The following is a 26,304-nucleotide window of genomic DNA, read 5'->3' on the forward strand; positions in this document are numbered from 1 at the left end:
CCGCTCTTGCTATCGACCTTGCAAACACAGTTAATGCAAGGAACACCTTATGCGATCGCCTGTTATTACTGGCTGGTATCACTCGCCATTCGGCAAGTTCGACCAACTCGACCCTGAACTCATGATGGCCGAGGCCGCGTTGGGCGCGCTGGCGCACGCTGATATCGCGCCGGAGCAGATCGACTCCGTTCACGTCGGCCATTTCAACGCAGGCTTTCTCTACCAGGATTTTCCATCTGCGCTGCTGGCCAATCACATTCCGCAATTGCGCTTCACGCCTTCAGTTCGCGTGGAAAACGCCTGCTCTACCGGCTCCGCTGCCATCCACTCGGCGCTGCAGGCCGTGCTCAGCGGCCAGAGCAAGCACGCCCTGGTGGTGGGCTTCGAAAAGATGAATACGTTGCCCACCGCCGAGGTCGGCAAGATCCTGCTCAAGTGCTGTTACGCCAAGGAAGAAGCCAACATTGAGGGCGGCTTTGCAGGCGTGTTCGGCAACATTGCGCAGAGTTACTTCGACCGTTACGGCGACCAGTCCGATGCGCTGGCGATGATTGCCGCGAAGAACCATGCCAACGGTGTACTGAACCCGTACGCTCACATGCGCCGGGATTTCGGCTATGACTTCTGCCGTCATCCCTCCGAGAAAAACCCGTTTGTGGTCGGGCCACTGAAACGTACCGACTGCTCTCTGATCACCGATGGCTCGGCCGCCCTGGTGATCAGCCGCGAGGATCTGGTGGGCGGTCGCGGTCAAGCCGTGCGCTTCCGTTCTGCGGTGCAAGTCAACGACTACATGCCGCTGTCCAGGCGAGACCCGACGTTCTTCGAAGGCGCAGCCCGCGCCTGGCAGCAGGCCCTGCAAACAGCAGGCCTGAGCCTGGACGACCTGTCGCTGGTCGAGACCCACGACTGCTTCACGGTCGCTGAATTGATGGAATACGAAGCCATGGGCCTGGCCGAGCGCGGCCAGGGGGCGCGTGTCATCGCCGAAGGCATCAGTCGCAAGGACGGGCGCCTGCCGATCAACCCGTCTGGCGGCCTCAAGTCCAAGGGCCACCCGATCGGCGCCACCGGGGTGTCGATGCACGTCATGGCCGCCATGCAGCTCACGGGCCAGGCGGGGGACATGCAACTGCCCACGGCCGATCGCGCCGGCGTGTTCAACATGGGGGGCGCGGCGGTGACCAACTACGTGAGCATCCTGGAGACCGTGCAATGAAAGGTATCGACAACGTCATGAACCTGGGCGAAATGCTCAACCAGATCGCACGTCGCTATCCCGATGCGCCCGGCCTTATCCGGGGTGGACGTGAATACACCTGGAAAGAAATTTCCATGCGGGTCGATAGCGTCGCCGCCGCGTTGCGCGACCGCGGTATCGGTAAGGGCGACAAGCTGCTGGTGCATTCGCGCAATAACTTGCCGCTGTTCGAAAGTGCCTGGGTCGCGTTTCGTCTGGGCGCTGTGTGGGTCCCGACCAATGTGCGGATCACCCCGGTGGAGGCGGCTTACCTGGGCAGCTCCAGCGGCGCGGTGGCCATGCTTTACGACGAAGGTCTCGAACATTACGTCGACGCTGTGCGCGAAGCGTCGCCCAGCCTGCAGACGGTCATCGCCATCGGTCAGCCCCGCAGCGGTGAGCTGGGTTACGAGCAGTTGCTGGATGAGGGCCGCGCTTCGTATGCGGCTTTCCGTGCGGCCGAAGTGACGTACCACGACCCGCTGTGGTTCTTCTACACCTCAGGCACCACCGGCCACCCCAAGGCCGGGGTGCTGACCCACGGCCAGATGGCTTTTGTCATTACCAACCACATCGCCGACCTGATGCCCGGCCTGAACCAGCACTCGCGTTCGCTGGTGCTCGCTCCGCTCTCCCACGGCGCCGGTATCCATGCGCTGGTCAATGTCGCCCGAGGGGCTGCCTGCGTCCTGCCGGCCAGCGACAAGCTCGATTGCGATGAGGCCTGGCGCCTGGTGCAGGAGTACCGCGTGGATAACCTGTTCACCGTGCCGACCATCGTCAAAATGCTCACCGAAAGCGATGCCGTCGACCGCTACGACCACAGCAGCCTGCAACACCTGATCTACGCGGGCGCGCCGATGTACCGCGCTGATCAACGCCATGCCCTGAACAAACTGGGCAAGGTCCTGGTGCAGTATTACGGCCTGGGCGAAGTGACCGGCAACATCACCGTGCTGCCCGCCGACTGCCATGAAAGTGAAGACTCGCCAGACGCCAAGGTCGGCAGCTGCGGCTACCCTCGAACCGGCATGCAAGTGGCGATTCTCGACGAGGCGGGCAACGAACTGGACACGGGCATAGACGGTGAAATCTGCGTGCGCGGGCCCGCAGTGTTCAGCGGTTACTACAACAACCCGAAGGCCAACGAAAGCTGTTTCAAGTTCGGCTGGTTCCACACGGGTGACCTAGGCCATCTGGATGAACAGGGCTACCTGTTCATCACGGGCCGCGCTTCGGACATGTACATTTCCGGTGGGTCGAACGTGTATCCACGGGAGATCGAAGAGGCCCTGCTCAGCCATCCAGCGGTAACCGAGGCTGCGGTGCTGGGCATGCCCGACGCCAAGTGGGGGGAGTCCGGTTACGCCGTCATCGTCACCACTGCCGAGGTCACGGACGAACAACTGCTTGCCTACCTGGAGCCACGCATTGCGCGCTACAAATGGCCCAAGCGCTTTGTGCGCTGGGCCGAAATGCCCAAGTCCGGCTACGGCAAAATCGTCAAGAAGCAGATCCGTGCGCTGCTCGAAGAACGGCAGGAGGTCGCCTGATGAATGCTCATTTTGCCGAGCGCAGCGGCGTGCGCACGTTCATCCACGCAGGCCCGTCCCTGGCCCCGCGACTGCTTGACCTGGAAGTGCCCGGCAGCGAAGAGATACGCATCGTCCTGCCGCTGGGCAGTAATGTCGGCGCCAGCCTGCTCAAGGTGCTTGAAGGTCGATGCTTCGCCAGTGCCGTGGGTCGCATTGTGTGTGGCGGCGCCGCGCACCTGAGCTATCACCGCATGATCGTCACCGACAAGCCGGAGCGGCCCTATGACTACGGCCAGCCGGTGGTTCTTGAAGGACATATCACCTTTATCAGCGGCGCCATCACCGTCGGGCGCGATGTCCGGGGCGCTCCATTGCTGCACGGCCATGCCGGGTTTCTGGACAGCAATGGCGAGCAGCACGGCGGGCATCTGGTACTGGACAAACTCATCGTGGGCAGCGAGCCCATGACGATCAGTCTTTGCCTGTTCAATCAGGTGGCCTATCAGGTGCAGCCTGACGCTGAAACCCACTTCAACCTGCTTCACCCCGTTCTCCAGGAGGTGTCATGAACGTCGCTGCAGTCCAGGAATCACAAGTTCAGGGCGGCCGACTGGGCCGTCTGGTCATCGCACGCCTCAAGCCCAATGAAGACATCATCGACAGTGCCGAAGCCCTGTGCAGAGAGCACGGAATCCATCTGGCCGTGGTGCGCGGCGGTCTGGGCAGCCTGATTGATGGTCAGCTCAGCTACCAGGGCCGCGAAGGCATGATGAAGATCCCTGTCGAAGGTCCGGGGGTGGAAATCCTCAGCATCAGCGGCGAAATTCTCAGCGGTGAAAGTCGTCTGCAGGCGGTGCTAGCCGATGCGGACGGCAAGCTCTACGCCGGTCGCTTGGAGCGCGGCAAAAACCTCACGTTCATCACGGTCGAGTTGACGCTGCAGGAGTGGCTGCCCGACTGAACCCTCGCAACCCATAACAAGAAAATCGAAACCGCACACACAGGGTTGTCCCGCAGTCCTGTGTTCGCGGCCTTTCGTTCGTATTGCCACGCCCATCAGGAAAACAATAATGAAAAAAACTCCTTTCGTTCGACTGTCCATGCTCGCCACTACGGGGATTGTCCTGTCGCCCTTGGCGTATGCGGACTTCGTCAAGGACAGCAAGGCCACCCTGGGTTTTCGCAACTACTACTTCAACAATGATTACCGTGATCGCACCGGTCCCGCCGGGCAAAGCAAGACGGCGGAATGGGCTCAGGGGTTCTTCCTCGATTACAAATCCGGCTTCACCGAAGGCACCGTCGGTTTTGGACTGGACGTGCTCGGTTTGCAGGGTGTGCGCCTGGATGGCGGCAAAGGCAATCACCGCGGCAGCTCGATGATCCCTGATGATAGCGATGGCGGTGCGGTGGATGACTGGAGTCGCCTGGGGCTGACCGGGAAGATGCGCTTTTCCCAGACTGAAGCCCGTTACGGAACGCTGCAGCCGAAGTTGCCGATCCTGGTGGCCAACGATGGTCGAGTGCTGCCGCAAACCTTCGAAGGCGGCATGATTACTTCCAAAGAAGTGGACAACCTGACTCTGGTTGGCGGTCGCCTGGAACACGCCACCGGCCGCGGATCAAGCAACCGCTCGGGGTTCGCGGTTGCTGGCGGCACGCAGCAGAGCAATGAGTTCCTGTTTGCCGGTGCCGACTACAAGCTGACCAAGGACCTCACGCTGCAATACTACACATCCCGGCTGGAAGACTATTACGTGCAACATTTTGGCGGGCTGGTGCATGTGCTGCCGTTGGGCGAGGGGCAGTCGCTGACGACTGATCTGCGTTACTTCAAGACTGACGCCGACGGTCGCAACGACTCCGCCTCGGGTCGCGCAGCCGGTTATCGGGTCAGTGGCCTGGGTGATACCGCTGGCAAAATCGACAACGACACCTGGAGTGCGATGTTTACCTATGCCCTTGGGGGCAATTCTTTCCTGCTCGGTTACCAGAGTGTGTCCGACAGCGGCAACTTCGTGCAGCTCAACCAGGGCAATATCAACGAGGGGGCAGCAGGCAGCAGCATTTACCTGTTCACCGATCGCCTGATCACCAGCTTCACCCGGGCAGGTGAGCGTACGGCATTCGGGCAGTACGGCTACAACTTCGCCGGGCTGGGCATGCCGGGGCTGGTGGCGTCCGTGACCTATCTCAAAGGCACTAATATCCGCATGGCGAGCGGTGGCACCGAGAAAGAGTGGGAGCGCGACCTGGCCCTGGATTACGTGGTGCAGACCGGGACCTTCAAGGGCGTCGGGTTCAGCTGGCGTAACGGAACGATGCGCAGTGGCGTGCCCAGCGAATATGCCCAGGATCAGAACCGGGTATCCATCAACTATACCCTGGCGTTGTTCTAGTTCAGAGGGGCTCGGCTGCCAGAGCCCCTTGTTGTTTACCCATCGTTGAAATTTGATCTGCTGAGGACAGGTGTCACTTGTTGCGCTGGCCAGCGAGACAGTTGAGGGAGACACCTGTCACATCACCCGTCCTACCCTGAGTGCTGTAAGAAATTGAAACACTAGTGAGTAGGATATTTTTCCTAGTGAAAACAGCCAGTTGAATACAAACCTGGTTCCCCTCCACCAGGGCTGCGTCTTTCGTGGCACCTGAATTGCTATAGCTTGCGTATCCAGTGCCTATTTCACGGTCATTGATCCATAAAAATAATAAAGTCAGGAGAACCAAATGAGCGACTTTACTCGCCGCAATTTTCTCAAAACGGCCTCCCTTGCGTCCGCTGCCGTCGCGACCGCAGGGCTTGGCCTTTACAGCGGCAAGAGTGAGGCCGCCGAGTTCAAGCTTAAATTTGCCAACAACCTGCCTATCACCCACTCGATGAATGTGCGGGCACGGGAAATGGCCAAGGCGGTACGCGAAGAAACCAACGGTGCGGTACAGATCCAGGTATTCCCCAGCAGCCAGCTGGGCAGCGACACCGACACCCTGGCGCAGGTGCGCTCTGGCGCCGTCGACATGTTCGCCCTGTCGCCGGTGATTCTCGGCACTCTGGTGCCGTCGGTGCAGATCAGCGCGGTGGGGTTCGCGTTCAAGGATTACGATCAAGTCTGGAGCGCGATGGACGGCGAGCTGGGTGCCCACGTTCGATCTGAAATTGCCAAGACCGATACCCTGTTCGCCTTCGACAAGATCTGGGACAACGGTTTTCGGGTAACCACCACCAGTACCCGGCCGATCGTGACCCCTGACGACCTGAAGGCCATGAAACTGCGCGTGCCGCCCAGCCCGATCATCATGTCGATCTTCCGCGCATTTGAGGCCGCCCCCACCAGCATCAACTTCTCGGAAGTGTATTCGGCGCTGCAGACCCGCATTGTCGAAGGCCAGGAAAACCCCCTGACCCTGGTCTCGTCGGCCAAACTCTACGAAGTGCAAAAATACTGCTCGCTGACCAACCACGTCTGGGATGGTTTCTGGATGCTGGGCAACAATGCCTCGTTCAGCCGCCTGCCTGCGGATTTGCAAGCCATTGTCAGCAAGCACATCAACACTGCCGTCATGTCCCAGCGCAATGACCTCGCCAAGCTTCAAGGCACCATCCGCGAGACTTTGAAACAGCAGGGCCTGGAGTTGGTCGAGTCGCCGCCGGAGCCGTTCCGTGAGCGCCTGCAGTCCGCCAACTACTACGCCGACTGGCACGAAAAGTTCGGCGACGCTGCCTGGGCAATCCTCGAAAAATACTCCGGGAAACTCGCATGATGGGCGCGTCGGTGGCAGTGGCCCCCACTACTTCCATGCGCCTGCCGGCCCGGGCGCTCGTGTTTCTCAATACCTGGTGCATTCATGTGGTCGGAGCGATCACCGTTGCTCTGCTGGTGATCGAGACCTGCGTGTTGCTGGCGGGTGTGATTTCCCGCTACGTGATGCACAACCCGTTGATCTGGGCGGACGAACTGGCCTCTTCGCTGTTCATCTGGCTGGCCATGTTCGGCTCGGTGCTGGCCCTGGACCGCGGCGAACACATGCGCATGTCCGCCCTGGTGAACAAGCTTCCGGTGGCCTGGCGCGGATTCTGTGAAACGCTTTCGGCGTTGGTGGTGTGCCTGTTCGTACTGGTGATCATCGGGCCAGCCATGGAGCACTCCCATGAGCAGATGTCGATCACGACTCCGGCCCTGGGCATCCCCGACGGCTTGCGGGCTGCGGCTTTGCCGGTCGGCGCGATACTGATGCTGCTGGCTGCGGTGTCGCGCATGGCGCGGTATTCCACGATGCGCCAGTTCATGGCCGGGGTCGGCGTGGTGGCGGTCGTTGCCGCTGCTTTGTGGCTCAGCCAGCCGCTGCTGGTGGGGATGGGTAACTACAACCTGATCATCTTCTTCCTGGTGCTGCTGGGCGCCTGCGTGTTTGGTGGCATCCCGATCGCCTTCGCCTTCGGTACTGCAACCATCGCCTATCTGGCGCTGGTTACCCACGCGCCGTTGTCGATCGTGGTCGGGCGCATGGACGAAGGCATGTCGCACATGGTGCTGCTGGCGGTGCCGCTGTTCGTCATGCTGGGGGTGGTGCTGCAGCTTTCGGGCATGGCCAAGACGTTGATCGATTTCATGGCCTCACTGCTGGGGCATGTGCGGGGCGGGTTGCAGTATGTGTTGCTGGGGGCGATGTTTCTGGTATCGGGGATTTCCGGCTCCAAGGTTGCCGACATGGCAGCGGTGGCTCCGGCGCTGTTTCCTGAAATGAAGAAGCGTGGCTCCGAACCTGAAGAGCTGGCGGCGTTGCTGGCAGCCACCGGAGCCATGACCGAGACGATCCCGCCGAGCCTGGTGTTGATCACCATCGGTGCAGTCTGCAGTGTGTCCATTACGGCCTTGTTCATCGGCGGCCTGATGCCGGCGGTGGTTGCCACCGTGGTCATCGCGCTGGTGTGCTGGTGGCGTTCACGCAAGGAGGCCATGCCCACCGTCAAGCGCGCACCGCTGTCGGTCATCGCCCGTACGTTCATGATCGCCTTGCCTGCTCTGGCGCTGCCATTGCTGATTCGAGTGGCCGTGCTGGAAGGCGCAGCCACCGCCACCGAAGTCTCAACCATCGGAGTGGCTTATGTGGTGATGGTCGGACTGGTGATGCACCTGTTCATGCGCCACATCGAGTTCAGAAGGGTGTACCCGATGATGCTCGAGGCAGGGGCATTGTCCGGCTCGATTTTGCTGATCATCGGTATGGCATCTGCAATGGCCTGGGCACTCACGCAGTCCGGGTTCTCGGCCGCGCTGGTGGACCTGATCAGCGAGATTCCGGGGGGCACGATTGGCTTCATGGTCGTGACCATTCTTGTGTTCGTGATTCTGGGCAGCGTCCTGGAGGGGATCCCGGCGATCGTGCTGTTCGGTCCGCTGATGTTCCCGTTGGCGGAAATGCTCGGGATCCACCCGGTGCACTACGCGATGGTGGTGATCCTGGCCATGGGTATCGGTCTGTTCGCACCGCCTCTGGGCGTCGGTTTCTACGCTGCCTGCGCCATCAGCAAAGTGTCCTCGGACCATGTTATCCGCCGCGTCTGGGGTTACCTCGGCGCACTGATCGTGGCGTTGATCATCGTTGCCTGTTTCCCGTGGATCTCCATCGGTTTCCTTTAAGAGAGCATTTGTCATGAGCCAATTAGCGAACAGAAAAATCACGCCTGTTGCAGCGCTGGGCCGTGTGGCCCTGGTCACGGGAGCGGCGATGGGGATTGGTGCTGCCATTGCCGAACGGCTGGGGCACGACGGGCATACCGTGGTGGTTGCCGATATCAACCTGGCTGCGGCCGAAGAAATGGTTGCCGGTCTCAAGGCTCAAGGCATTGAAGCGCTGGCGCTGGCCATCGATGTGGGCGACGCGCAGTCTATTGCTGCGGCATTCGAGGAGCTGCACCAGCGCTTCGGTCGTTGCGATGTCCTGGTCAACAACGCCGGGATCGCCAAGACCCAGGCCTTCCTGGAGTGTGACCTGGCTGACTGGCAGCGGGTATTGAACATCAACCTCACCGGCTCCCTGTTGTGCGGCCAGCATGCGGCCCGCCTGATGGAGTCCAACGGCTGGGGGCGGATCATCAATGTCGCGTCCATCAGTGGAATGCGGGCGAGCATGGGTCGCACGGCTTACGGCACCTCCAAGGCGGCGATCATCGGCCTGACCCGGCAGATGGCCGTGGAGCTGGCTGACTTGGGTATCACCGTCAACGGCATCGCGCCTGGCCCGGTGGACACACCGTTGACCCAGAGGCTGCACTCGGCCAAAACCCGGGACTCCTACGCTCGGTCAGTGCCGATGCGTCGATACGGAACGCCTGCGGAAATGGCAGGGGCGGTTGCGTTTCTGGCGTCCGACGATTCTTCGTATATCAGCGGTCACGTGATTCCGGTGGACGGCGGCTACATGGCGTCGGGCATTCTGGAAATCTAAGGGACCGTGGCGCGTCCACTCAATCGGTGGACGCCGCACCTGCTTGTCAAACGCGTCGCTCCCTGAGCACTGCGCCTGCCTGATCGCGCCTGAATTTTCGGAAATACCCATGAACGCCATTGTTACGCCTTTGAATCAAGCTGCCATCCCCGACCTGATTGCCCACCTTAAAACCATCGTTGGTCCCAGCCATGTGCTGACGCAAGCCAGCGACACGGTGCGTTTTCGCCAGGGCTTTCGTTTTGGTCAGGGCAACGCCGTCGCTGTGGTATGCCCGGGTTCGTTGCTTGAGCAATGGCAGGTGGTCAAAGCCTGTGTCGGCGCCGACCTGATCGTCATCATGCAGGCGGCCAATACCGGCTTGACCGGCGGCTCGACCCCAGATGGCGTATACGATCGCAAGGTCGTGATCATCAATACCCTGCGCATGCGCAAGGTCCAGGTGATCGAGGAGGGGCGGCAGGTGATCTGTTTTCCCGGCTCAACCCTGGATCAGCTGGAAGCAGTGCTCAAGCCCCTGGGCCGCGAACCGCACTCGGTAATCGGTTCTTCGTGCATAGGGGCCTCGGTCTTCGGTGGCGTCTGCAACAACTCCGGGGGCTCGTTGATACGCCGCGGCCCGGCCTATACCGAGATGTCGCTGTATGCCCAGCTCGATGCACAGGGCCAGTTGCATCTGGTCAACCACCTGGGGGTCAATCTGGGAGATACCCCCGAGCAGATCCTGAGCAACCTGGATGCCGGTCGATACAGCGAAGCGGATATCAAGGCCGACGCCGGGCGTGGGTCCGATCATGGCTATGCGGACCATGTGCGTGATATCGACGCGTCCACACCAGCCCGGTTCAATGCGGACAAACAGCGCCTGCACGAGGCCAGCGGCAGTGCGGGCAAGTTGGCGGTGTTCGCGGTGCGCCTGGACACCTTTGCCGCCGAATGCGATACCGCGGTCTTATACATTGGCACCAACGATTCCGCCGACCTGACCGACATCCGTCGGCACATGCTCGAACATTTTTCCGAGCTGCCCATCGCCGGTGAATACATGCACCGCGATGCTTATGACGTGGCGGCTGAGTACGGGAAGGACACCTTTCTGATGATCCATCACCTGGGCACCCGGCGCCTGCCGAAAATGTTTGCCCTCAAAAGCCGGGTGGACAACTTTCTCGGGCGGTTCAGCGGGTTGCGACCGCACTTATCAGACCGCGTCCTGCAAGGCATCGCGCGATGCTTTCCCGATCACCTTCCCAAGCGCATGGCCAACTTTCGTCAGCGGTATGAGCATTACTTGATGCTCAAGGTCTCGGCGGCTTCTCTTGAACCGGCCGAGGCTTACCTGAGTCAATTGTTCGAGGGGCGCGAGGGAGATTACTTTCGCTGCACTGCAGAGGAGGGCAGCAAGGCGTTCCTGCATCGGTTCGCGGCAGCCGGTGCGGCGATTCGGTATCGGGCGATCCATGACAAAACGGTTGAAGATATCGTGGCGCTGGACATCGCCCTGGCGCGCAACGACCGCGACTGGTTCGAGACGCTACCGGCATCCATTGAGCAGCAACTGGTACTGAAGTTGTACTACGGGCATTTCTTCTGTCACGTCTTCCATCAGGATTACATCGTGCGCAAGGGCAGCGATTGCCTGGCGGTGGAGCATGCGATGTGGGCGCTTCTGGACGAGCGTGGTGCTGAATACCCGGCAGAGCATAACGTCGGCCATCTCTATCCTGCGAAACCCGATCTGAAGGCGTTCTACAAGGAGCTGGATCCGTGCAATGCCTTCAATCCGGGCGTGGGAAAAACCTCGAAGTGTCGACATTGGCAGGGAGAGGGCTGAGCGGGGCTGGTCACTTTTTTGCAGGCATTAAAAAGCCGGCTTGTGGCCGGCATTTCTTTGGTCCGCAGTTTTTCGCAGACTTCCTCGAAGCCTAGATTTTACAAGGCTTTAAGCCTACTATCAGTTCATAAGTGTCCGCCGTTGATCGCTGGAAACCGCGATTAGGGTGTGGGTCAAAGTGTGGGTCGGACTGAGGAGGCTTTATGGGCAAGCTGACGATCAAGGCAATCGAATCACTTGCCCGTTCTGGAGACGCAGGCAAAACCAACGACGGTGATGGTTTGTATTTCCAGATCAGCAAAGCTGGGGTGTCCAGTTGGATTTTCCGCTACAAGATTGAGGGCAAAGGCCGTGAAATGGGGCTGGGCCCTTATCCAACCATCACTCTTGCGAAGGCCCGCGAACTGGCGGCAGATCAACGCAAGGTCTTGGCTGCTGGCAGTGACCCTCTGGCCGCCCGTGATCTCGAGCGAGAAGTGAAGCGCGAAGCCGAGCGACAAGCACAATCGCGTCGGGTGACCTTTGAGTCGCTCGCGACCGAATACCGGAACGCTCACGGTTCCACTTGGTCGGAAAAGTGGCGTAAAGGCTGGCTGCGAAAGCTGGAGCTGTATGCCTTCCCCATCATAGGCAAGCTACCTGCTGCTGAGGTTCAGACCGAGCAGGTCCTGAAAGTACTTCGCCCAATCTGGGCAACCAAAACCCGCACCGCCGACGAGGTGCGTGGACAAATCGAGCAGGTCCTAGATGCCGCCAAGGCGCACAAGCTGCGCGATGGTGACAATCCGGCGCGCTGGCGCGGGCATCTGGACAGCCTGCTGAGCAAAGTAGAAAAGAAAAAAGCGCGCCAGCGCCAGCATTTTCCTGCGATGAAGTGGAAGGATGTGCCGACGCTTATGGTCAAGCTGGCGATGGACGAATCTCGCGCCTCTGTGGCGGCTCGACTGCTCATCCTCACTGGTGCGCGCGCACTCATGGTCCGCTTTGCAAAGTGGTCGGAGTTCGACTTGAAGGCCGGTATCTGGTCGCTGCCTGCCGAGCGGATGAAAATGCGCCAAGCCTTCAATATTCCCTTGGCTTCCGAGGTTGTCGAGCTGCTGGAAACTTTTCCGCGCGACGAGGACAGTTCGTACCTATTCCCTGGTCAAGGCAAGACTGGCGTTATGCATGCCAACGCCATCCGCAGCCTATTACATAGCCTCGGGCATGATGACGTGACCCGTCACGGCTTCCGGTCCAGCTTCCGTGACTGGGCAAGCGAATACACTCAGTATCCTCGTGAAGTCTGCGAACTGGCCTTGGCCCACGACGAGCGTGACCAGACCGAGGCCGCCTACTCCAGATCCGACTTCATCGAAAAGCGCCGCGCCTTAATGGCTGATTGGGCGAAATTTATTACCACCCCGCCAGCGGCAAACGTCATTCAAGGCGACTTCAAGCGCGCCTGATCAAGTTACGACCAGCCTAGTCCGACTGGGCGAAAAGCGGGATTACCTACCCCGTTGGCTGGTCGGCTTTTTTGTGTAGGTTGCCTGTGGAGGCGCAGCAGTGGCAAAAATTACAAGACTGCAAGATCTGCCAGGGTGGTTCGACCTGAAGAAATACAAGGGAGTTGAATCGTTCAGGGCTTTTGAGTGGATGAAACAACTGGAACGACGCAGTGATCTGCTGAGGCACTACCCTGGGGGTGACTCTTCTCAAGATGTACCGGAATTCATTCAAGACACTCTCTGCATGGTGTGGCAGCGGAGCGTGGAAGAAGGGGCAACTTAGATTTGGGAGAATCCTATAGAGGATCAATCAGAATGCATGCCAAGCAAATGGATTTCAGATGGCCCGAGTATGCCGGTCAAACCAGTCTGCATGAATGATCTTGCCTGGCAAATGGCCCGAGATAAGCAAGCGCTGATAGCGGGGAAGGTGAAGAAGAGCCATTACCATAAGTGGGCGGCAATCAATCCTGGGATTCAACCTCTGCCAGATCGGTCGCCAGCGATTCCGCTCCTGCACGGAGTTCTTCCAAGTGGCCAAACAACCCCGTTGTCCATCGACTATTTCAATGGTGCCCCTGCGTCGCCTGTCGTGCAACTTGACCTGAGCGCACCGGATAGCGTGCTGAAACAAGCATTCGCGGCGTTGCTCAAAGAGATTAGATCCAAGCAGGTCAGCGCACCACTAGGTAGGAAAAAAATGTATTACCGATGGCCGAGCTTTGGCTTGCTGCCGTATCTGGACCTTCGGATTTGGGAGCTCTTGAGCGGCAACAGCATCAATCGCCATGTCATGGCTGATGCGGTCGGGTATGTCAAAGGCGAGAGCTCGTTCAGCAAGACAGTCGTTCCACTGGCTGCTGGACTGGTACGCGACCTATCAGAGCTTCAAGCGCTGGCCGCCGTCGAGGCCGCTACGCAAGCTTCAGCTGATTCGGAGGTTGTAGCGGGCTGAAATTTTTCGGAAGTTTTTGAGAGCTAAAACTTTCCGGAAGTTTTCGCCCCCTGAAACTCGGATCGAACTCAACCGCGTTGGTGTATTGAATATGTAGCCATCCGCAGCGCCGCTGCGGAGTCGAGAGGAAGACGACGATGGCTGCAACCAACCAAGAATACGCCCAACATAAAGCCACCCAGCGCCGCATCTTGCGGCTTCCGGCTGTGAAGTCTGCAACGGGTTTGGGGCGGACCAAAATCTATGATTTGATGAAAGAGGGCCGCTTTCCGAAGGCGCGCCGCATCGCTGGTGCGCATGTTGTTGGTTGGGACTCATTGGAGGTAGATGCTTGGATTTCCGAGCAGTTGGAGTGCCAATAATGAAACACGGCCACTCTCTGCTGTTTCATGATGCTCTTGAAGCCTTTTATGGCCCACTTGATTTTCTGCCGATTCCAGATGGCAATATTCATCGCTTCCATGTCCCCGGTGATAAGCCTGGCAGTCTGAACGGCTGGTATGTGCTGTATACCGATCGCATCGCCACGGGCTGTTACGGTAGCTGGAAGGCTGGGGGTGTGTACAAATGGCACAGCCGTAAGCCGGTCAATCATCTGGAGGCACAGATGATCGTCCAGGGCTTCAAGCGGACCCAGCAGCAGCTCAAAGCCAAACAGCGTGAGCGCCAACAAGCTGCCGCCATCAAAGCTCTGCGCTTGTGGAATGCTGGCGCACCGGCTGATCCCGATCACCCCTACCTGACCCGCAAAGGTGCAAAGCCTTACATCCTGCGCCAACGCGGCGACGTACTTTTAGTACCGCTGTGCCTAGGGCGGCAGGTGGTGAGCCTGCAACGCATCCATCCGGACGGAAGTAAGGGCTTCCTGAAAGGCGGCATGATCAAGGGTTGCTACTCGCCATTGGGCATTATCACCGCTGGTCAGCCGCTGTACGAATGCGAGGGCTGGGCGACCGGCGCCACAATCCACGCCCAAACTGGGGCCGCCGTGGCTTGTGCCATGAATGCCGGCAACCTCTTGCAAGTTGGCCAACGCCTGCAACGCGAGCATTCTGAAGCCGTGCTTATCGTAGCGGGCGATGATGACCGACAGACCAAGGGTAACCCAGGCAGGACTGCCGCCACTAAGGCGGCTATCGCGCTGGGCTGCGGGCTGGTTTTCCCGCCCTGGTCTGGTGCCGAACCGATGGAACTTTCCGACTTCAACGATCTGCATCAATGGCGGAAGACCAACGCATGAACGCATCCAACGTAAGCTTGCTGGTGCCCGAAGCATTGCCTGCGCCTGACCCTATCGCAATCGCCATCTCGAAGCTCAAGCAAGATCCCGGTGCCGTGTTTGAGGTTGAGGTGCTGGTGCTTCTGCGCCTAGTACGTGAAACCGATCCGGCACGTTGGGCGCGCTGCCGGCAGGCCATCAAGGACGTTAATGTCGTAAGCATGGTCGACCTGGATAAGCTGACCGGCATCAGCAGTCCCAAAGAAACCGGTAGCGCCGACTTGTTCCCCGAGGTGATGATTTCGCCCGATTCGGTTGACGGAGCGGTACTTTTGCATGAAGTGGCAGCCGCTATCCGCCTCCACGTCATTGCCGACCCAACGACAATCCACGCTGCTGCGCTGTGGGTTGCCTTCACTTGGTTTATCGACGTGGTGGACGTGGCACCAATTGCCAACATCACAGCCCCAGAAAAGCGTTGCGGGAAGACCGTAATGCTGGGCGTGTTGGCACGGCTGGCCTGTCGTCCGCTGGCCGTTTCCAACATCGCCCCGGCTGCGCTTTTCCGTGCCTTGGAATTGTGGACGCCAACCTTGATGGTTGATGAGGTGGATGCCTTCTTGGCCGCGCATGAGGAAGCGCGCGGCATTCTGAATGCCGGCTTCACCCGTGATACGGCGTTCGTAATTCGCTGTGTGGGCGATGATCACATGCCAACCCGCTTCAACGTGTGGGGCGCCAAGGCGCTTTGTGGCATCGGCAAAATTGCCGACACTCTGGCAGATCGCAGCATTCCGCTGCGCTTGCGCCGCAAACTGCCGGGGGAGCGCACGGTGAAGATTCGCCATGCCGACCCCGCCGTCTTTGCCGAGCTGGCGGGCAAATTGGCCCGTTTCGCCATCGACAACCGGGATGCAGTACGACTCGCCAGGCCGGCAGAGATCGAAGGCTTGAACGACCGGGCCAATGATTGCTGGGAACCGCTTCTGAAGATTGCGGAAGTCGCTGGTGGTGACTGGTTGCGCCTTGCTCGTCAGTCTGCGATCACGCTTCACGGCCTGGAGGAGGAAGCTCCGAGCGCAGATGCCGAACTGCTGAACGACATTCGCACCGCTTTCACGGAAAAGCATGCGTTCAAGATGTTCGGAGAAGACCTTCTCGCTTTTTTGTTGGCTGATGAGGAAGCGCCTTGGGCAACCTGGAATCGTGGCCGCCCTATGACTCGCCGTCAGCTCACCGATCGCGTTGAGGGTTTTGGCGTTAAGTCGAAAGACGTGCGTATTGGGGTAGCTGTAAAAAAAGGCTTCGAGCGTAGCGACTTCGAAGACGTATGGAAGCGCTACCTTCCCGGCACTACCCCCGCGGCTACCGCTACAACGCTACAGACCAGCAACCATGAGGCTTTGAGCGAATTTTCGAACGCTACACAGGTCACGTCTGTAGCGAAGCAAAAAACGCTGAAAGCCAGTAGTTCCGAGGCTTGTAGCGTTGTAGCGGATCAAAAAGCGGTACAGCACGAAGACAACACAGCGGAGTACTTCTAGCCATGGCCGCCCTGGACTATTTGCGCCAGGCTGGCCTGGTCGTCGAGCTGGAGGGCAAGCGACTGCGCGTGACCCCAGCATCGCGTATCACCGACGAGCACCGCCAGTACCTGAGCGATCACCGCGCTGACCTGCTGGTCGAATTGGAAGTTGCCAACGATCCGCAGATCGCGCCAGTAGCGCAGCAGCACGAGCCGCAACATCTCATCCGCACTGCTGCGACGGCCTCACCTGAATGGCACCAGTCCCGCGACTTGTACATCGGCCATCTGATGCGCTGCGATGCCTGTCACGCACCGACTGTTCGTTACTGTGCAATAGGGGAAGCGCTGCGCCAGCGTTATGAAAACACCCAGATGGAGACGAGCGAATGAGCGACGCCCCGACAGTGAAGTTAGCCATTGAGGAAAGTGAGGACCAGATCAACGCCCGCAATTACCTGACACCGGAGTTCCTGAGCGCTGCATTGCTTGTTAGCAGTAACCTGCTCTGCAAGACGCCGGTTACCGAGGTTGTCTCCGAACTTTTTCGGCAGTCGGCTGCAATTACCCGCGGTGACATGACCCGAGCAGAAGAAATGCTGGTGGCGCAGGCACACACTTTGGACGCTCTATTCACGCATCTCGCAAGTCGGGCGCTGTCGGCCAAACACATGGGCGGGTTGGAGTCCTACATGCGTCTGGCGCTCAAGGCCCAGAACCAGGCCAGGGCTACCTTGCAGACCCTGGGCGAACTCAAAGCTCCCAAGCAGATCGCTTTCGTGAAGCAGGCGAACATCGGTAATCAGGTCCAAGTCAACAACGGTATTCAAGAGAAGCCCGCGCGCACGCGGAAAACCAAAAAAGCGCAGAACGAACTATTGGAGGTGGAGCATGGCGAACGGCTGGACACCCGAGCGACGTGCTCGGCAGGCGGAGCTGATCCGGCAATGGCGACCTTGGGAGCAAAGCACCGGGCCGCGAAGCGCCGAGGGTAAGACCGCTGCTTCTCGCAATGCCTGGACGGGCGGGATGAGGCCGCTGCTGCGAGAGCTGGCTGAAGAGCTGCGAGAGCAGGACAAGATTCGTCGCGAGATCTTGGACTGAGCGAAACGCTAGGGATGGCGCTCACTCTCAATTCACCTCATAACGGCGTGCTAAGTAGCGCCGAATCCGCTCATTGCTCCAGTCGTTGGCTCGACCGAGTATTTCGTCCCGAATGTAATCGACCACATCGTCTTGGAGCACCGGGTAGGACTCGCGATCACTTTCCGATTTGCAATCCCAATATTCGCTCTCGCGAGTCAGCAGCCAAAGAGCGTCCTACTCGTAAGGCTGCAAGCCCTCAATGCGGCCTTCGACGGAGGCGGTAATTGTGTCTTGGTAGGCGCGCCAGTAAAACGACAGTTCCCACTGCTGCTGGACGCAGATCTCTTCCCAGATGCTGCTCAGCGGCGTGTCGCCCCCCGACAACAGACAGTCCTGGATGCGCTGGAGATTACGGATACAGCCAATAGCCAGGCGCTGAGCCAAAGCCTCCCCCAGGTCACGAGTGATTCTGTGTTCTGAGAGTTCTCGTTGTCTGTTCATCCATGCTCGCCCTGTCTGATGGTCATTGTGAGAAATTGATAATTTCTTAAACCGTACGCGCGCGAAACATCACAATACGCCCCGCTATGGCATAGCCAATTGGAAGGGCCGGCGTATTACTATTTTTGATATGGAAGTTCAGAACACTACATCTGGGAGCCCTAAAAATCATCATACGGTAAAACTCTGTTTCGCAGTTTTAGACGCGAAATCTTTGAGCTTTGCTGATAGGGATGAGGTGCTTAGGCGATACAAACTTTCAGGCCAGGAGGATAGCAGGTAGATTAGCGTCTTTGCCCCGCGCTACATCGCCAGGACACCGTATTTCATGTTTGAGCAAGCCTTCAAAAATATCGACGACGCCCTCTGGAAAGAAAGCGGCTGTACCACCGAGCTCGACTACACCGAGCAAACATCCTGGCTGCTTTTTCTGAAGTACCTGGATGGGCTAGAGCAGGATAAGGCCAGCGAGGCCATGCTCGAAGGTAAGAGCTACAATTACATTCTTGACCCGGCTTACCGCTGGAGCGCCTGGGCCGCGCCGAAGGATGCCTCCGGCGGGCTTGACCACAATACCGCGCTCACGGGCGATGACTTGGTCGATTTTGTCGATCGTAAGCTTTTTCCCTATCTGCACGGCTTCAGGCAACGTGCGACGGGTCCAGACACCATTGAGTACAAGATTGGCGAGATCTTTGGCGAGATCAAAAACAAGATCCGCAGCGGGTACACCCTGCGCGACATCATTGATCACATCGACGAACTGCGTTTCCGCTCACAGGTCGAGAAGCACGAGCTCTCCGCGCTCTACGAAGAAAAGATCAAGCGCATGGGCAATGCCGGGCGCAATGGTGGCGAATACTACACTCCGCGCCCTCTAATTCGCGCCATGATCCAGGTGACTGCGCCGCAGATCGGCGAGCGCATTTATGACGGGGCTTGCGGCTCTGCCGGCTTCCTGTGCGAAGCGCACGACTACCTTAGCGCTAAGCCCAATCTGAGTACAAAAGACCTCGAAACCCTGCAGACACGAACTTTCTATGGCAAGGAAAAGAAGAGCCTCGCCTATGTGATCGCAATCATGAATCTAATCCTGCACGGTATCGAAGCCCCCAATATTCTGCACACCAACACGCTAGCTGAAAACCTCGCAGACGTGCAGGAGAAAGATCGCTTCGACTTGATTCTCGCCAACCCGCCCTTCGGCGGCAAAGAGCGACCCGAAGTACAACAGAACTTCCCGATTCGTTCGGGCGAAACCGCGTTTCTCTTCCTGCAGCACTTCATCAAGATGTTGCGGGCTGGTGGTCGCGCAGCCATCGTCATCAAGAACACCTTTCTCAGCAACGGTGAAAATGCCGCTGTGAGTCTGAGAAAGCTTCTGCTGGAGAGTTGCAATCTACATACCGTACTCGATTGCCCAGGCGGGACCTTCCTGGGGGCGGGCGTTAAAACCGTCGTGCTGTTCTTCGAGAAAGGCGCGCCTACTCGCAAAGTTTGGTACTACCAGCTCGACCCCGGTCGCAACATGGGCAAGACCAACCCGTTGAATGACGCCGATCTCGAAGAGTTCGTGGTGTTGCAGAAGAGCTTTGCAGACTCGGACAAGAGCTGGAGCGTGGACGCTGCCAGCATTGGTGCGGCCAGCTACGATCTATCGGTGAAGAACCCGAACGGCGGTGAAGAAGTTACCCACTGCAGCCCACAGGACATCTTGGATGAGATTACGGCCCTTGATGCCGTGAGCGCGGATGTGCTGGCAAGTATCAGGGGGATGCTATGAGGGCGGGGTGGCAGAAAAAGACGCTGATTGAAGCATGTCACTTTTCCAATGGTCTCTGGAAGGGCGAGAAAGAGCCATTTGTTAACGTCGGCGTGATTCGAAACACGAACTTCACGAAAGATGGCGCACTCGATGACTCAGACATTGCCTACCTTGATGTTGAAGCTAAGAAGTTTGAGAAGCGTCGCCTGCAGTTCGGCGACATTATCCTAGAAAAGTCAGGGGGAGGTCCGAAGCAGCCGGTTGGACGAGTTGTACTGTTTGATAAACAGGAAGGACTGTTTTCGTTCAGCAATTTCACGTCGGCCTTAAGGATCAAAGACCCGCAGGAACTGGATTTTCGCTTCCTGCATAAACTGCTGTACTGGACGTATTTGTGTGGCATAACCGAGAAAATGCAAAGCCATTCGACTGGCATACGCAATCTTGACGGTAACGCATACAAGGCAATTGAAATCTCTTTTCCCGCGCTCGCCGAACAGCGGCGCATTGCAGCTATCCTCGATGAAGCTTTGGCCGGCATCGCCACGGCCTGCTCCGCCGCCGAGCAAAATCGCCAAAACTCCCGGGCCCTCTTTGACAGCTGCCTCCAGGACGTCTTCAGCTTAAGGGGTAAGGGGTGGCAGGAAAAGCCGTTGTCAGAACTGTGCAACATTAAGCACGGCTTTGCTTTCAAGAGTGAGTTCTTCACTGATAAAGGGGATCATATACTTCTAACCCCTGGGAATTTCTACGAATCAGGCGGATATCGTGATCGAGGCGTAAAGCAGAAATACTATTGCGGCGATATTCCAACTGGTTTCATTCTTGAAAAGAACGACTTGCTAGTTGCTATGACAGAGCAAGCGGCAGGTTTGCTTGGCAGCCCCATTCTTGTTCCGGAACCAGGGCGCTTCCTTCATAACCAGCGTCTCGGCCTCGTCACACCAAAGACCGGTGTACCTTGGCTCAACGAATTCTTCTTTCATGTTTTCAACACGCAAGCAGTGCGCAAAGCAATTCACGGCAGTGCTTCCGGCGTAAAGGTGCGTCACACGTCACCAACCAAAATAGGTGAAGTCGTTGTCGCATTTCCCTCCTCTGTAGATGAACAAAGATGCATCGTTTCAAAACTTGAAGAGATTCAAGATGAAACCAGACACCTCGAGGCCCTCTACCAGCGTAAGCTCGAAGCGCTAGACGAGCTCAAGCGATCTCTGCTGCATCATGCCTTTTCGGGTAACTTGTAAGGAAAGGCAAGGAATGGACCCTGACTTGAAACTCTTTGGAGACACACAATGAGCCGCCTGCGCATCAATAATTTCGGTCCCATCGGCCCTGGTCTTTCGGAGAATGGTGGTTGGATCGATATCAAGCGGGTTACGGTCTTCATCGGTAATCAGGGCTCGGGTAAAAGCACTTTGGCCAAGTTGTACTCCACCTTCTCTTGGATCGAGAAAGCCTTAGTGCGGGGGGATTACGAGAAGAAGTGGTTTGAGCGAAAGGGGCGACTGAAGAGCCAATACCTGAGTTATCACCGCTTAGAAAATTACTTGGAAACGAGTGACAGGGGAAATGTCGAGATTGAATACGAGGGTGAAGCCTATGCACTCCGCTATGCGGGCGGGCAGTTGAGCATCAGGGAAACCGGACATCAAGGCTATGCTCTGCCGCAGGTTATGTATGTGCCAGCGGAGCGCAACTTCATTTCGTATGTGAGGAGCTCGAGAGAGTTAAAGCTCTCTTCCGAGTCACTGAAGGAATTCCTGACAGCATTTGATCAAGCTAAAGACAATTTGCGGGGATCGCTGAAATTACCGATCAACGATAGCGAAATTGAGTATGACAAGCTAAACGACATCCTCAATCTCAAAGGACCAGGCTACAAGCTGAGGCTGACGGATGCATCTAGCGGCTTTCAGTCTTTCGTGCCGGTGTATCTCGTAAGTCAGTACCTCGCCAATATGGTGCAAGAGCAGAGCCAGAACAGCCAACAGCCGATGAGTGCCGACGAGCTGGATCGGTTCAAGAAAGGCGTGGAAAGTGTTTTTGCCAATGAGACCCTGACGGAAGAACAAAAGCGGGCTGCGCTCTCGGTGCTTTCGGCTCGCTTCAATAAGACGGCATTCATAAACATCGTCGAGGAGCCTGAGCAGAACCTATTCCCCTCGTCGCAGTGGGACATTCTGAAAAGCCTGCTTGCTTTCAACAATCAAGGTATGCGCAACCGCCTGGTACTGACTACGCATAGTCCATACATCGTGAATTACCTCAGCCTTGCGATTCAGGGAAAGCATCTGCAGCAGCGCCTCATTGAGCAAAAGCGCGAGGATTTACTACCCGCACTTTATGAGATCGTACCTTTGCAGGCATTGTTGCTACCTGATGAGCTGGCGATCTACCAGTGCAACGAGCGTGACGGCAGTATTACCCGTTTGCCCTCTTTCGAGGGAATTCCTTCGGATCACAACCTGCTGAACGAATGGCTGCTAGCAGGGAACGAACTGTTCGACCGGTTGTTGGAACTGGAAGAGGCTATCTGAGTGGATTTCTTTAATCCAGAGTGTCAGAGCGGTCCTTTCAACCAAGTGAAGTTCGGATTGTGTGATGATCAGAACACCACTCGCGCCTATGTCGATTCCAACACTCCGTCGATATGGATTGCGACCGTTGAGAACCCCTCACAGAGCCCAGTCATATTCACGGCTATCGACAAGTGCGTCATACAGGATGGCGACGAGCCGGACCGGGGGCGCTGCGATGGCATGCTGACCACAGTTGATCTGTTGTACTTGGTGGAGTTGAAAGATCAGAGAGCACACTGGCAGCCACATGCTATTGCCCAATTGGAGTCGACGATTCTGTTTCTTCGCCAACATCACTTAGATGACCTAAGTCGCTTTCGTCACAAGAAAGCGTTCGCTTGCAACAAGCGGCACAGGGCGTTCGCGACTATCGACCACGAACTGAAGCGGCGATTCTTTCAGAGCTACGGTTTCCGAATCGACATCCAGGCAACCGTGTTGGTGCTTCCTTCTGTTTGATATTGATTTTAACGTTCCTAGAACATGGATTGTATAGCATGGGGCGGCTAAGGTTTCTTATCGATTAAAACGCCTCCTACGCCACTCACCTTATGAATTAAGGCTAAAACTAAGAATGAACGAAGCCGAAACCCGAGCCGAATACATTGACCCAGCGCTAGCTGCCGCTGGTTGGGGCGTGGTTGAAGGTAGCCGTATCCGCCGCGAGTACCCAATCACGCTGGGTCGTATTGAGGGCAATGGCAAGCGCGGTGAGGCGCTCACGGCTGACTATGTGTTGGAGTACCGCAACACCAAGCTAGCGGTGGTGGAGGCTAAGGCTTGGCATAAACCGTTGTCTGAGGGCGTTGGACAGGCCAAGAACTACGCGGGCAAGCTTTCAATTCGCTTTACCTACGCCAGCAACGGCCAGGGTGTTTACGGCATTGATATGCACACCGGCGTGGAAGGCGAACAGCCTACTTTTCCCTCACCTGAAGCACTGTGGCAGGCAACTTTCGCTGTTGAAAATGCCTGGCGCGAACGCTTTGCTGCTGTGCCCTTTGAAGACAAGGGTGGTTACTGGCAGGGCCGCTACTATCAGGACATCGCCATTGAGCGCGTGCTGGGTGCGCTTACCGAGTGGCAAGAGCGCATTCTGCTGACGCTGGCAACGGGCACTGGCAAGACTTTTATCGCGTTCCAGCTGGCGTGGAAATTGTTCCAGAGCCGTTGGAATGTTACGGACTGGAAATCGGATGGGGAACCAACACGCCGTCCACGCATCCTGTTTCTGGCTGATCGCAACATCCTCGCCGATCAGGCCTATAACGCTTTTTCAGCCTTCCCCGAAGATGCACTGCTACGCATCGCTCCGGACGAAATCAAGAAGAAAGGTAAAGTTCCTAAGAACGGCAGCATTTTTTTCACGATCTTCCAGACTTTCATGAGTGGGCCTGGTGAAACTCCTTATTTTGGTGATTACCCTCCGGAATTTTTCGACTTCATCATCATCGACGAATGCCACCGAGGTGGGGCAAATGACGAGAGCAACTGGCGCGGTATTCTCGAATACTTCTCGCCAGCCGTGCAGTTGGGCCTCACTGCGACACCGAAACGCAAGGATAACGGAGATACCTACGCCTACTTTGGCGAGCCAGTGTTCATCTACTCGCTGAAGGATGGCATAAACGATGGCTTCCTCACGCCTTTCCGCCTGAAGCAAATTGCGACCACGCTGGATGACTATGTTTTTACCGCCGACGACACTGTGGTAGAAGGCGAGATCGAGGTTGGCAAACGCTACGACGAGGCCGATTTCAACCGCATTATCGAGATCAAAGAGCGCGAGAAGAAACGCGTCGAGATTTTCATGGGAGACATCGATCAGAAGGAAAAGACCATCGTCTTTTGCGCCACGCAGACGCATGCGCTGGCAGTACGCGATCTGATCAACCAGACGAAGAAGAGCGCAGATCCGAATTACTGCCAGCGCGTGACGGCAAATGATGGCGCGTTAGGAGAGCAATGGTTGCGCGACTTTCAGGACAACGAGAAGACCATTCCGACCATTCTTACAACTTCGCAGAAGCTCTCGACCGGCGTGGATGCGCGCAATGTGCGCAACATCGTGCTGATGCGTCCGGTGAAGTCGATGATCGAGTTCAAGCAAATCATCGGACGCGGCACTCGGCTTTACGACGGCAAGGATTACTTCACGATCTACGACTTCGTGAAGGCCCATCATCATTTCAGTGATCCGGAATGGGATGGCGAGCCGGTGGAACCTGAGGCTTGTAAGAAATGCGGAAATGCATCTTGTACCTGCGAAAAGACGCCACTGAAACCCTGTGCAACCTGCGGTAATCAACTCTGCACATGCCCGAAAGAGCCGTGTCCGAAATGCGGAAACTGGCCCTGCACCTGCACGAAAAAAGCGAAGGTAAAGCTTGCAGACGGCAAGGAGCGACAAATTCAGTTCATGACTGCGACCAGTTTCTGGCATCCGGATGGCACCCCTATGTCCGCCGCACAATTTATGGAGTCACTATTCGGAAAACTGCCGGAGTTCTTCAAGGACGAGGATGAGCTGCGGGCCATATGGAGCGCTCCCGATACTCGGCGCAAGCTGCTGGACGGCCTCGCTGAGAAAGGATATGGGAAAGATCAGCTTGCTGAAATGCAGAAGATCATCCATGCCGAGAACAGCGACATCTTCGATGTGTTGGCCTTTGTTGCCTACGCCGACACCCCACTCACCCGTGAAGAGAGGGCTGAGCGCGCGAGGATTGTGATCAGTAAGGAGTTCAGCGACAAGCAGCAGGCGTTTTTGACTTTCGTGCTCGCGCACTACGTCAGTGCCGGAGTGGATGAGCTCGACGAGATTAAACTGGGACCACTGCTGAAGCTTAAGTACAACAACGCTATTGCGGATGCATTTGCTGACCTTGGATCTCCCGATAGCGTGCGCAAAGCGTTTGTGGGCTTTCAGCAGTATCTTTACCTGAGCTAGGAAGCTTTTTTGATCTGGCCGTTTACAGGCTTGAGCTCAATCTAAATCGTTGCTGAATTCGTAGGCACCTGACCGCTGTTCTCTTGTCGTGCTGCCTGTCGTGAAGGGCAGTAATCGACCCAAAATAATAGTGGAGAGGTACCCGGCCGCCGGAGCTCGAAGCGCAGGCGGCCCGGCTGACCGAGAAGTTGGGTGTCAAATGTGCTGCGCAGCAAACTTGCAAGCGGAACAGAAACTCACAACATCAATTTCAGAAATGGAGTCTGGCTGCCCCATGCCGGCGTTGGTAAATAGATAAAAGATGTGACTACCGGACGAAGGTAAAGAAAAGTTGAGTGCTATCGTGTCTCGGTGTTTGAGTTTATTTAATGCCTGTTCAAGTGTAAGTGCGATTGGCGCAGTGCTAGATGGCATCGCGCCTTGTCCTTGGGGTAACCCTATAAACCAAGTTCGATCAGTAGGGGTGACATTCTTGAGCAAATATCCGACGGGGTTGGCAAGGGCGGCATTAAACGGCGATGTTGGCCACGAAGCCTTATCACCTCTCAACACATCACGCTGCCTTAATAACTCGTTTTGTATGTAGTCAAGGTTTTCGAATGCTTCTTGGCTGGTTTCGTAAGCTTCTTGCTTATCGCCGACTAACCAGCTTTGCTTGAATCCCGCTGATGCATTGAGTACACGACGGATGGCGTCTTTGAGGTTGCGAGGCGATTTGCCGGTTGAGTCAACAAGAAACTCGATATAGCGCTCAGTCATGGCTGTTCAGTAGTGATAAATAGTTAATGGAAAATGAGATGGAGCTGATGACGGCCATCTTTGGTGTTAATTCCTTTGGCCGACTTCTACCTGGCAAGGTGCAGCTTCGGGTCGAGCGAGGCTGTTCGTTACTATAGCGTTTGCTGTTCGGCCGCATACATGCATGTGGTCCAAACGAATGCATTGGTGGTCAAGCTGTGATGCAATTACGCACTAGAGCATAAGGTGGCCCTGGTCGTCTGTGTCACAGAAATCGAATCGACGAAGCAGTTAACCCAAAGCTTTGGTGTGGGTCAAAGTGTGGGTCAAAGATGGCGTTTCGTACACGGCCCTTGTTTTGCCTGACTTTCAGACATTAAAAAGCCGGCTTGTGGCCGGCTTCTCGGGGGCGGGTTTGGCTTATTTTTGGTAAGCCG

At 57.0% G+C, this 26,304-nt stretch carries 24 protein-coding genes; 22 read left to right on the forward strand and 2 right to left on the reverse strand.

Translation table 11 applies throughout. The features are described from left to right. Positions 1-49: 49 nt before the first annotated feature. The 17 genes from V6P94_RS05950 (at position 50) to V6P94_RS06025 (ending at position 17,240) form a co-directional block, all read left to right on the forward strand. Positions 50-1,219, forward strand: coding sequence for a thiolase domain-containing protein (locus V6P94_RS05950; protein WP_133077051.1), 1,170 nt, complete (start codon positions 50-52; stop codon positions 1,217-1,219). Continuing rightward, complete coding sequence (locus tag V6P94_RS05955; RefSeq protein WP_133077050.1) at positions 1,216-2,793, forward strand: acyl-CoA synthetase; 1,578 nt, start codon at positions 1,216-1,218, stop codon at positions 2,791-2,793. Before V6P94_RS05950 ends, V6P94_RS05955 begins: the two co-directional genes overlap by 4 nt. Continuing rightward, positions 2,793-3,344, forward strand: coding sequence for a hypothetical protein (locus tag V6P94_RS05960; RefSeq protein WP_133077049.1), 552 nt, complete (start codon positions 2,793-2,795; stop codon positions 3,342-3,344). Before V6P94_RS05955 ends, V6P94_RS05960 begins: the two co-directional genes overlap by 1 nt. Next, entirely contained in the window at positions 3,341-3,736 is a 396-nt protein-coding gene (locus V6P94_RS05965; protein ID WP_133077048.1) for a PPC domain-containing DNA-binding protein, read from the forward strand. Before V6P94_RS05960 ends, V6P94_RS05965 begins: the two co-directional genes overlap by 4 nt. A gap of 109 nt (positions 3,737-3,845) precedes the next feature. Further along, positions 3,846-5,174: an OprD family porin gene (locus V6P94_RS05970; protein WP_133077047.1), complete on the forward strand. Its 1,329-nt coding sequence runs from the start codon at positions 3,846-3,848 to the stop codon at positions 5,172-5,174. Between the two features lie 328 nt (positions 5,175-5,502). After that, complete coding sequence (locus V6P94_RS05975) at positions 5,503-6,534, forward strand: TRAP transporter substrate-binding protein (protein ID WP_133077046.1); 1,032 nt, start codon at positions 5,503-5,505, stop codon at positions 6,532-6,534. After that, positions 6,531-8,414, forward strand: coding sequence for a TRAP transporter large permease subunit (locus V6P94_RS05980; protein ID WP_338649091.1), 1,884 nt, complete (start codon positions 6,531-6,533; stop codon positions 8,412-8,414). The genes V6P94_RS05975 and V6P94_RS05980 overlap by 4 nt, the downstream gene beginning before the upstream one ends. 13 nt (positions 8,415-8,427) lie before the next feature. Next, the gene (locus V6P94_RS05985; protein WP_133077044.1) at positions 8,428-9,222 is read left to right on the forward strand and encodes an SDR family NAD(P)-dependent oxidoreductase; all 795 of its coding nucleotides are present in this window, start codon (positions 8,428-8,430) and stop codon (positions 9,220-9,222) included. A gap of 109 nt (positions 9,223-9,331) precedes the next feature. Then, on the forward strand, positions 9,332-11,056 hold the full coding sequence (gene dld / locus V6P94_RS05990) for a D-lactate dehydrogenase (RefSeq protein ID WP_133077043.1): 1,725 nt from the start codon (positions 9,332-9,334) through the stop codon (positions 11,054-11,056). A gap of 203 nt (positions 11,057-11,259) precedes the next feature. Beyond that, positions 11,260-12,504, forward strand: a complete 1,245-nt coding sequence (locus V6P94_RS05995; protein WP_338649093.1) for a phage integrase central domain-containing protein — start codon at positions 11,260-11,262, stop codon at positions 12,502-12,504. Positions 12,505-12,604: 100 nt separating this feature from the next. Next, on the forward strand, positions 12,605-12,829 hold the full coding sequence (locus tag V6P94_RS25050; protein ID WP_405046736.1) for a DUF6387 family protein: 225 nt from the start codon (positions 12,605-12,607) through the stop codon (positions 12,827-12,829). Between the two features lie 90 nt (positions 12,830-12,919). After that, positions 12,920-13,501: a DUF6387 family protein gene (locus tag V6P94_RS06000; RefSeq protein ID WP_338649094.1), complete on the forward strand. Its 582-nt coding sequence runs from the start codon at positions 12,920-12,922 to the stop codon at positions 13,499-13,501. A 137-nt stretch (positions 13,502-13,638) separates the two neighbouring features. Then, positions 13,639-13,863, forward strand: a complete 225-nt coding sequence (locus V6P94_RS06005; protein ID WP_338649095.1) for an AlpA family phage regulatory protein — start codon at positions 13,639-13,641, stop codon at positions 13,861-13,863. Further along, complete coding sequence (locus V6P94_RS06010; protein WP_338649096.1) at positions 13,863-14,741, forward strand: toprim domain-containing protein; 879 nt, start codon at positions 13,863-13,865, stop codon at positions 14,739-14,741. The genes V6P94_RS06005 and V6P94_RS06010 overlap by 1 nt, the downstream gene beginning before the upstream one ends. Beyond that, a complete protein-coding gene (locus V6P94_RS06015; RefSeq protein WP_338649097.1) occupies positions 14,738-16,264 on the forward strand; it encodes a DUF3631 domain-containing protein in 1,527 nt (508 codons plus the stop codon). The genes V6P94_RS06010 and V6P94_RS06015 overlap by 4 nt, the downstream gene beginning before the upstream one ends. Positions 16,265-16,266: 2 nt before the next feature. Further along, entirely contained in the window at positions 16,267-16,638 is a 372-nt protein-coding gene (locus V6P94_RS06020; protein ID WP_338649098.1) for a hypothetical protein, read from the forward strand. After that, positions 16,635-17,240, forward strand: a complete 606-nt coding sequence (locus V6P94_RS06025) for a hypothetical protein (protein ID WP_338649099.1) — start codon at positions 16,635-16,637, stop codon at positions 17,238-17,240. Before V6P94_RS06020 ends, V6P94_RS06025 begins: the two co-directional genes overlap by 4 nt. A 325-nt stretch (positions 17,241-17,565) precedes the next feature. Here the strand turns inward: V6P94_RS06025 and V6P94_RS06030 are convergent, their stop codons facing one another. Beyond that, positions 17,566-17,832, reverse strand: a complete 267-nt coding sequence (locus V6P94_RS06030; protein WP_338649100.1) for a hypothetical protein — start codon at positions 17,830-17,832, stop codon at positions 17,566-17,568. Positions 17,833-18,160: 328 nt separating this feature from the next. On the opposite strand from V6P94_RS06030, the gene V6P94_RS06035 reads away from it, so the two are divergent. The 5 genes from V6P94_RS06035 to hsdR all read left to right on the forward strand — a co-directional run bounded on the left by V6P94_RS06035 (position 18,161) and on the right by hsdR (position 25,129). Next, positions 18,161-19,615 carry an N-6 DNA methylase gene (locus tag V6P94_RS06035; RefSeq protein ID WP_338649101.1) on the forward strand — a complete coding sequence of 485 codons (1,455 nt, stop codon included), beginning with the start codon at positions 18,161-18,163 and terminating at the stop codon, positions 19,613-19,615. Then, on the forward strand, positions 19,612-20,844 hold the full coding sequence (locus tag V6P94_RS06040; protein WP_338649102.1) for a restriction endonuclease subunit S: 1,233 nt from the start codon (positions 19,612-19,614) through the stop codon (positions 20,842-20,844). Before V6P94_RS06035 ends, V6P94_RS06040 begins: the two co-directional genes overlap by 4 nt. 48 nt (positions 20,845-20,892) lie before the next feature. Beyond that, complete coding sequence (locus V6P94_RS06045) at positions 20,893-22,137, forward strand: hypothetical protein (RefSeq protein WP_338649104.1); 1,245 nt, start codon at positions 20,893-20,895, stop codon at positions 22,135-22,137. Then, entirely contained in the window at positions 22,138-22,638 is a 501-nt protein-coding gene (locus V6P94_RS06050) for a hypothetical protein (RefSeq protein ID WP_338649105.1), read from the forward strand. It begins immediately after the preceding gene. A gap of 115 nt (positions 22,639-22,753) precedes the next feature. After that, positions 22,754-25,129, forward strand: a complete 2,376-nt coding sequence (gene hsdR, locus V6P94_RS06055; protein ID WP_338649106.1) for an EcoAI/FtnUII family type I restriction enzme subunit R — start codon at positions 22,754-22,756, stop codon at positions 25,127-25,129. A gap of 195 nt (positions 25,130-25,324) precedes the next feature. Here hsdR and V6P94_RS06060 read toward each other — a convergent pair whose 3' ends face one another. Further along, the gene (locus tag V6P94_RS06060; protein WP_338649107.1) at positions 25,325-25,888 is read right to left on the reverse strand and encodes a hypothetical protein; all 564 of its coding nucleotides are present in this window, start codon (positions 25,886-25,888) and stop codon (positions 25,325-25,327) included. Positions 25,889-26,304 lie beyond the last annotated feature (416 nt).

The sequence above is a fragment of the Pseudomonas sp. ML2-2023-3 genome, from assembly GCF_037055275.1.
In the GTDB taxonomy this organism is placed as follows: domain Bacteria; phylum Pseudomonadota; class Gammaproteobacteria; order Pseudomonadales; family Pseudomonadaceae; genus Aquipseudomonas.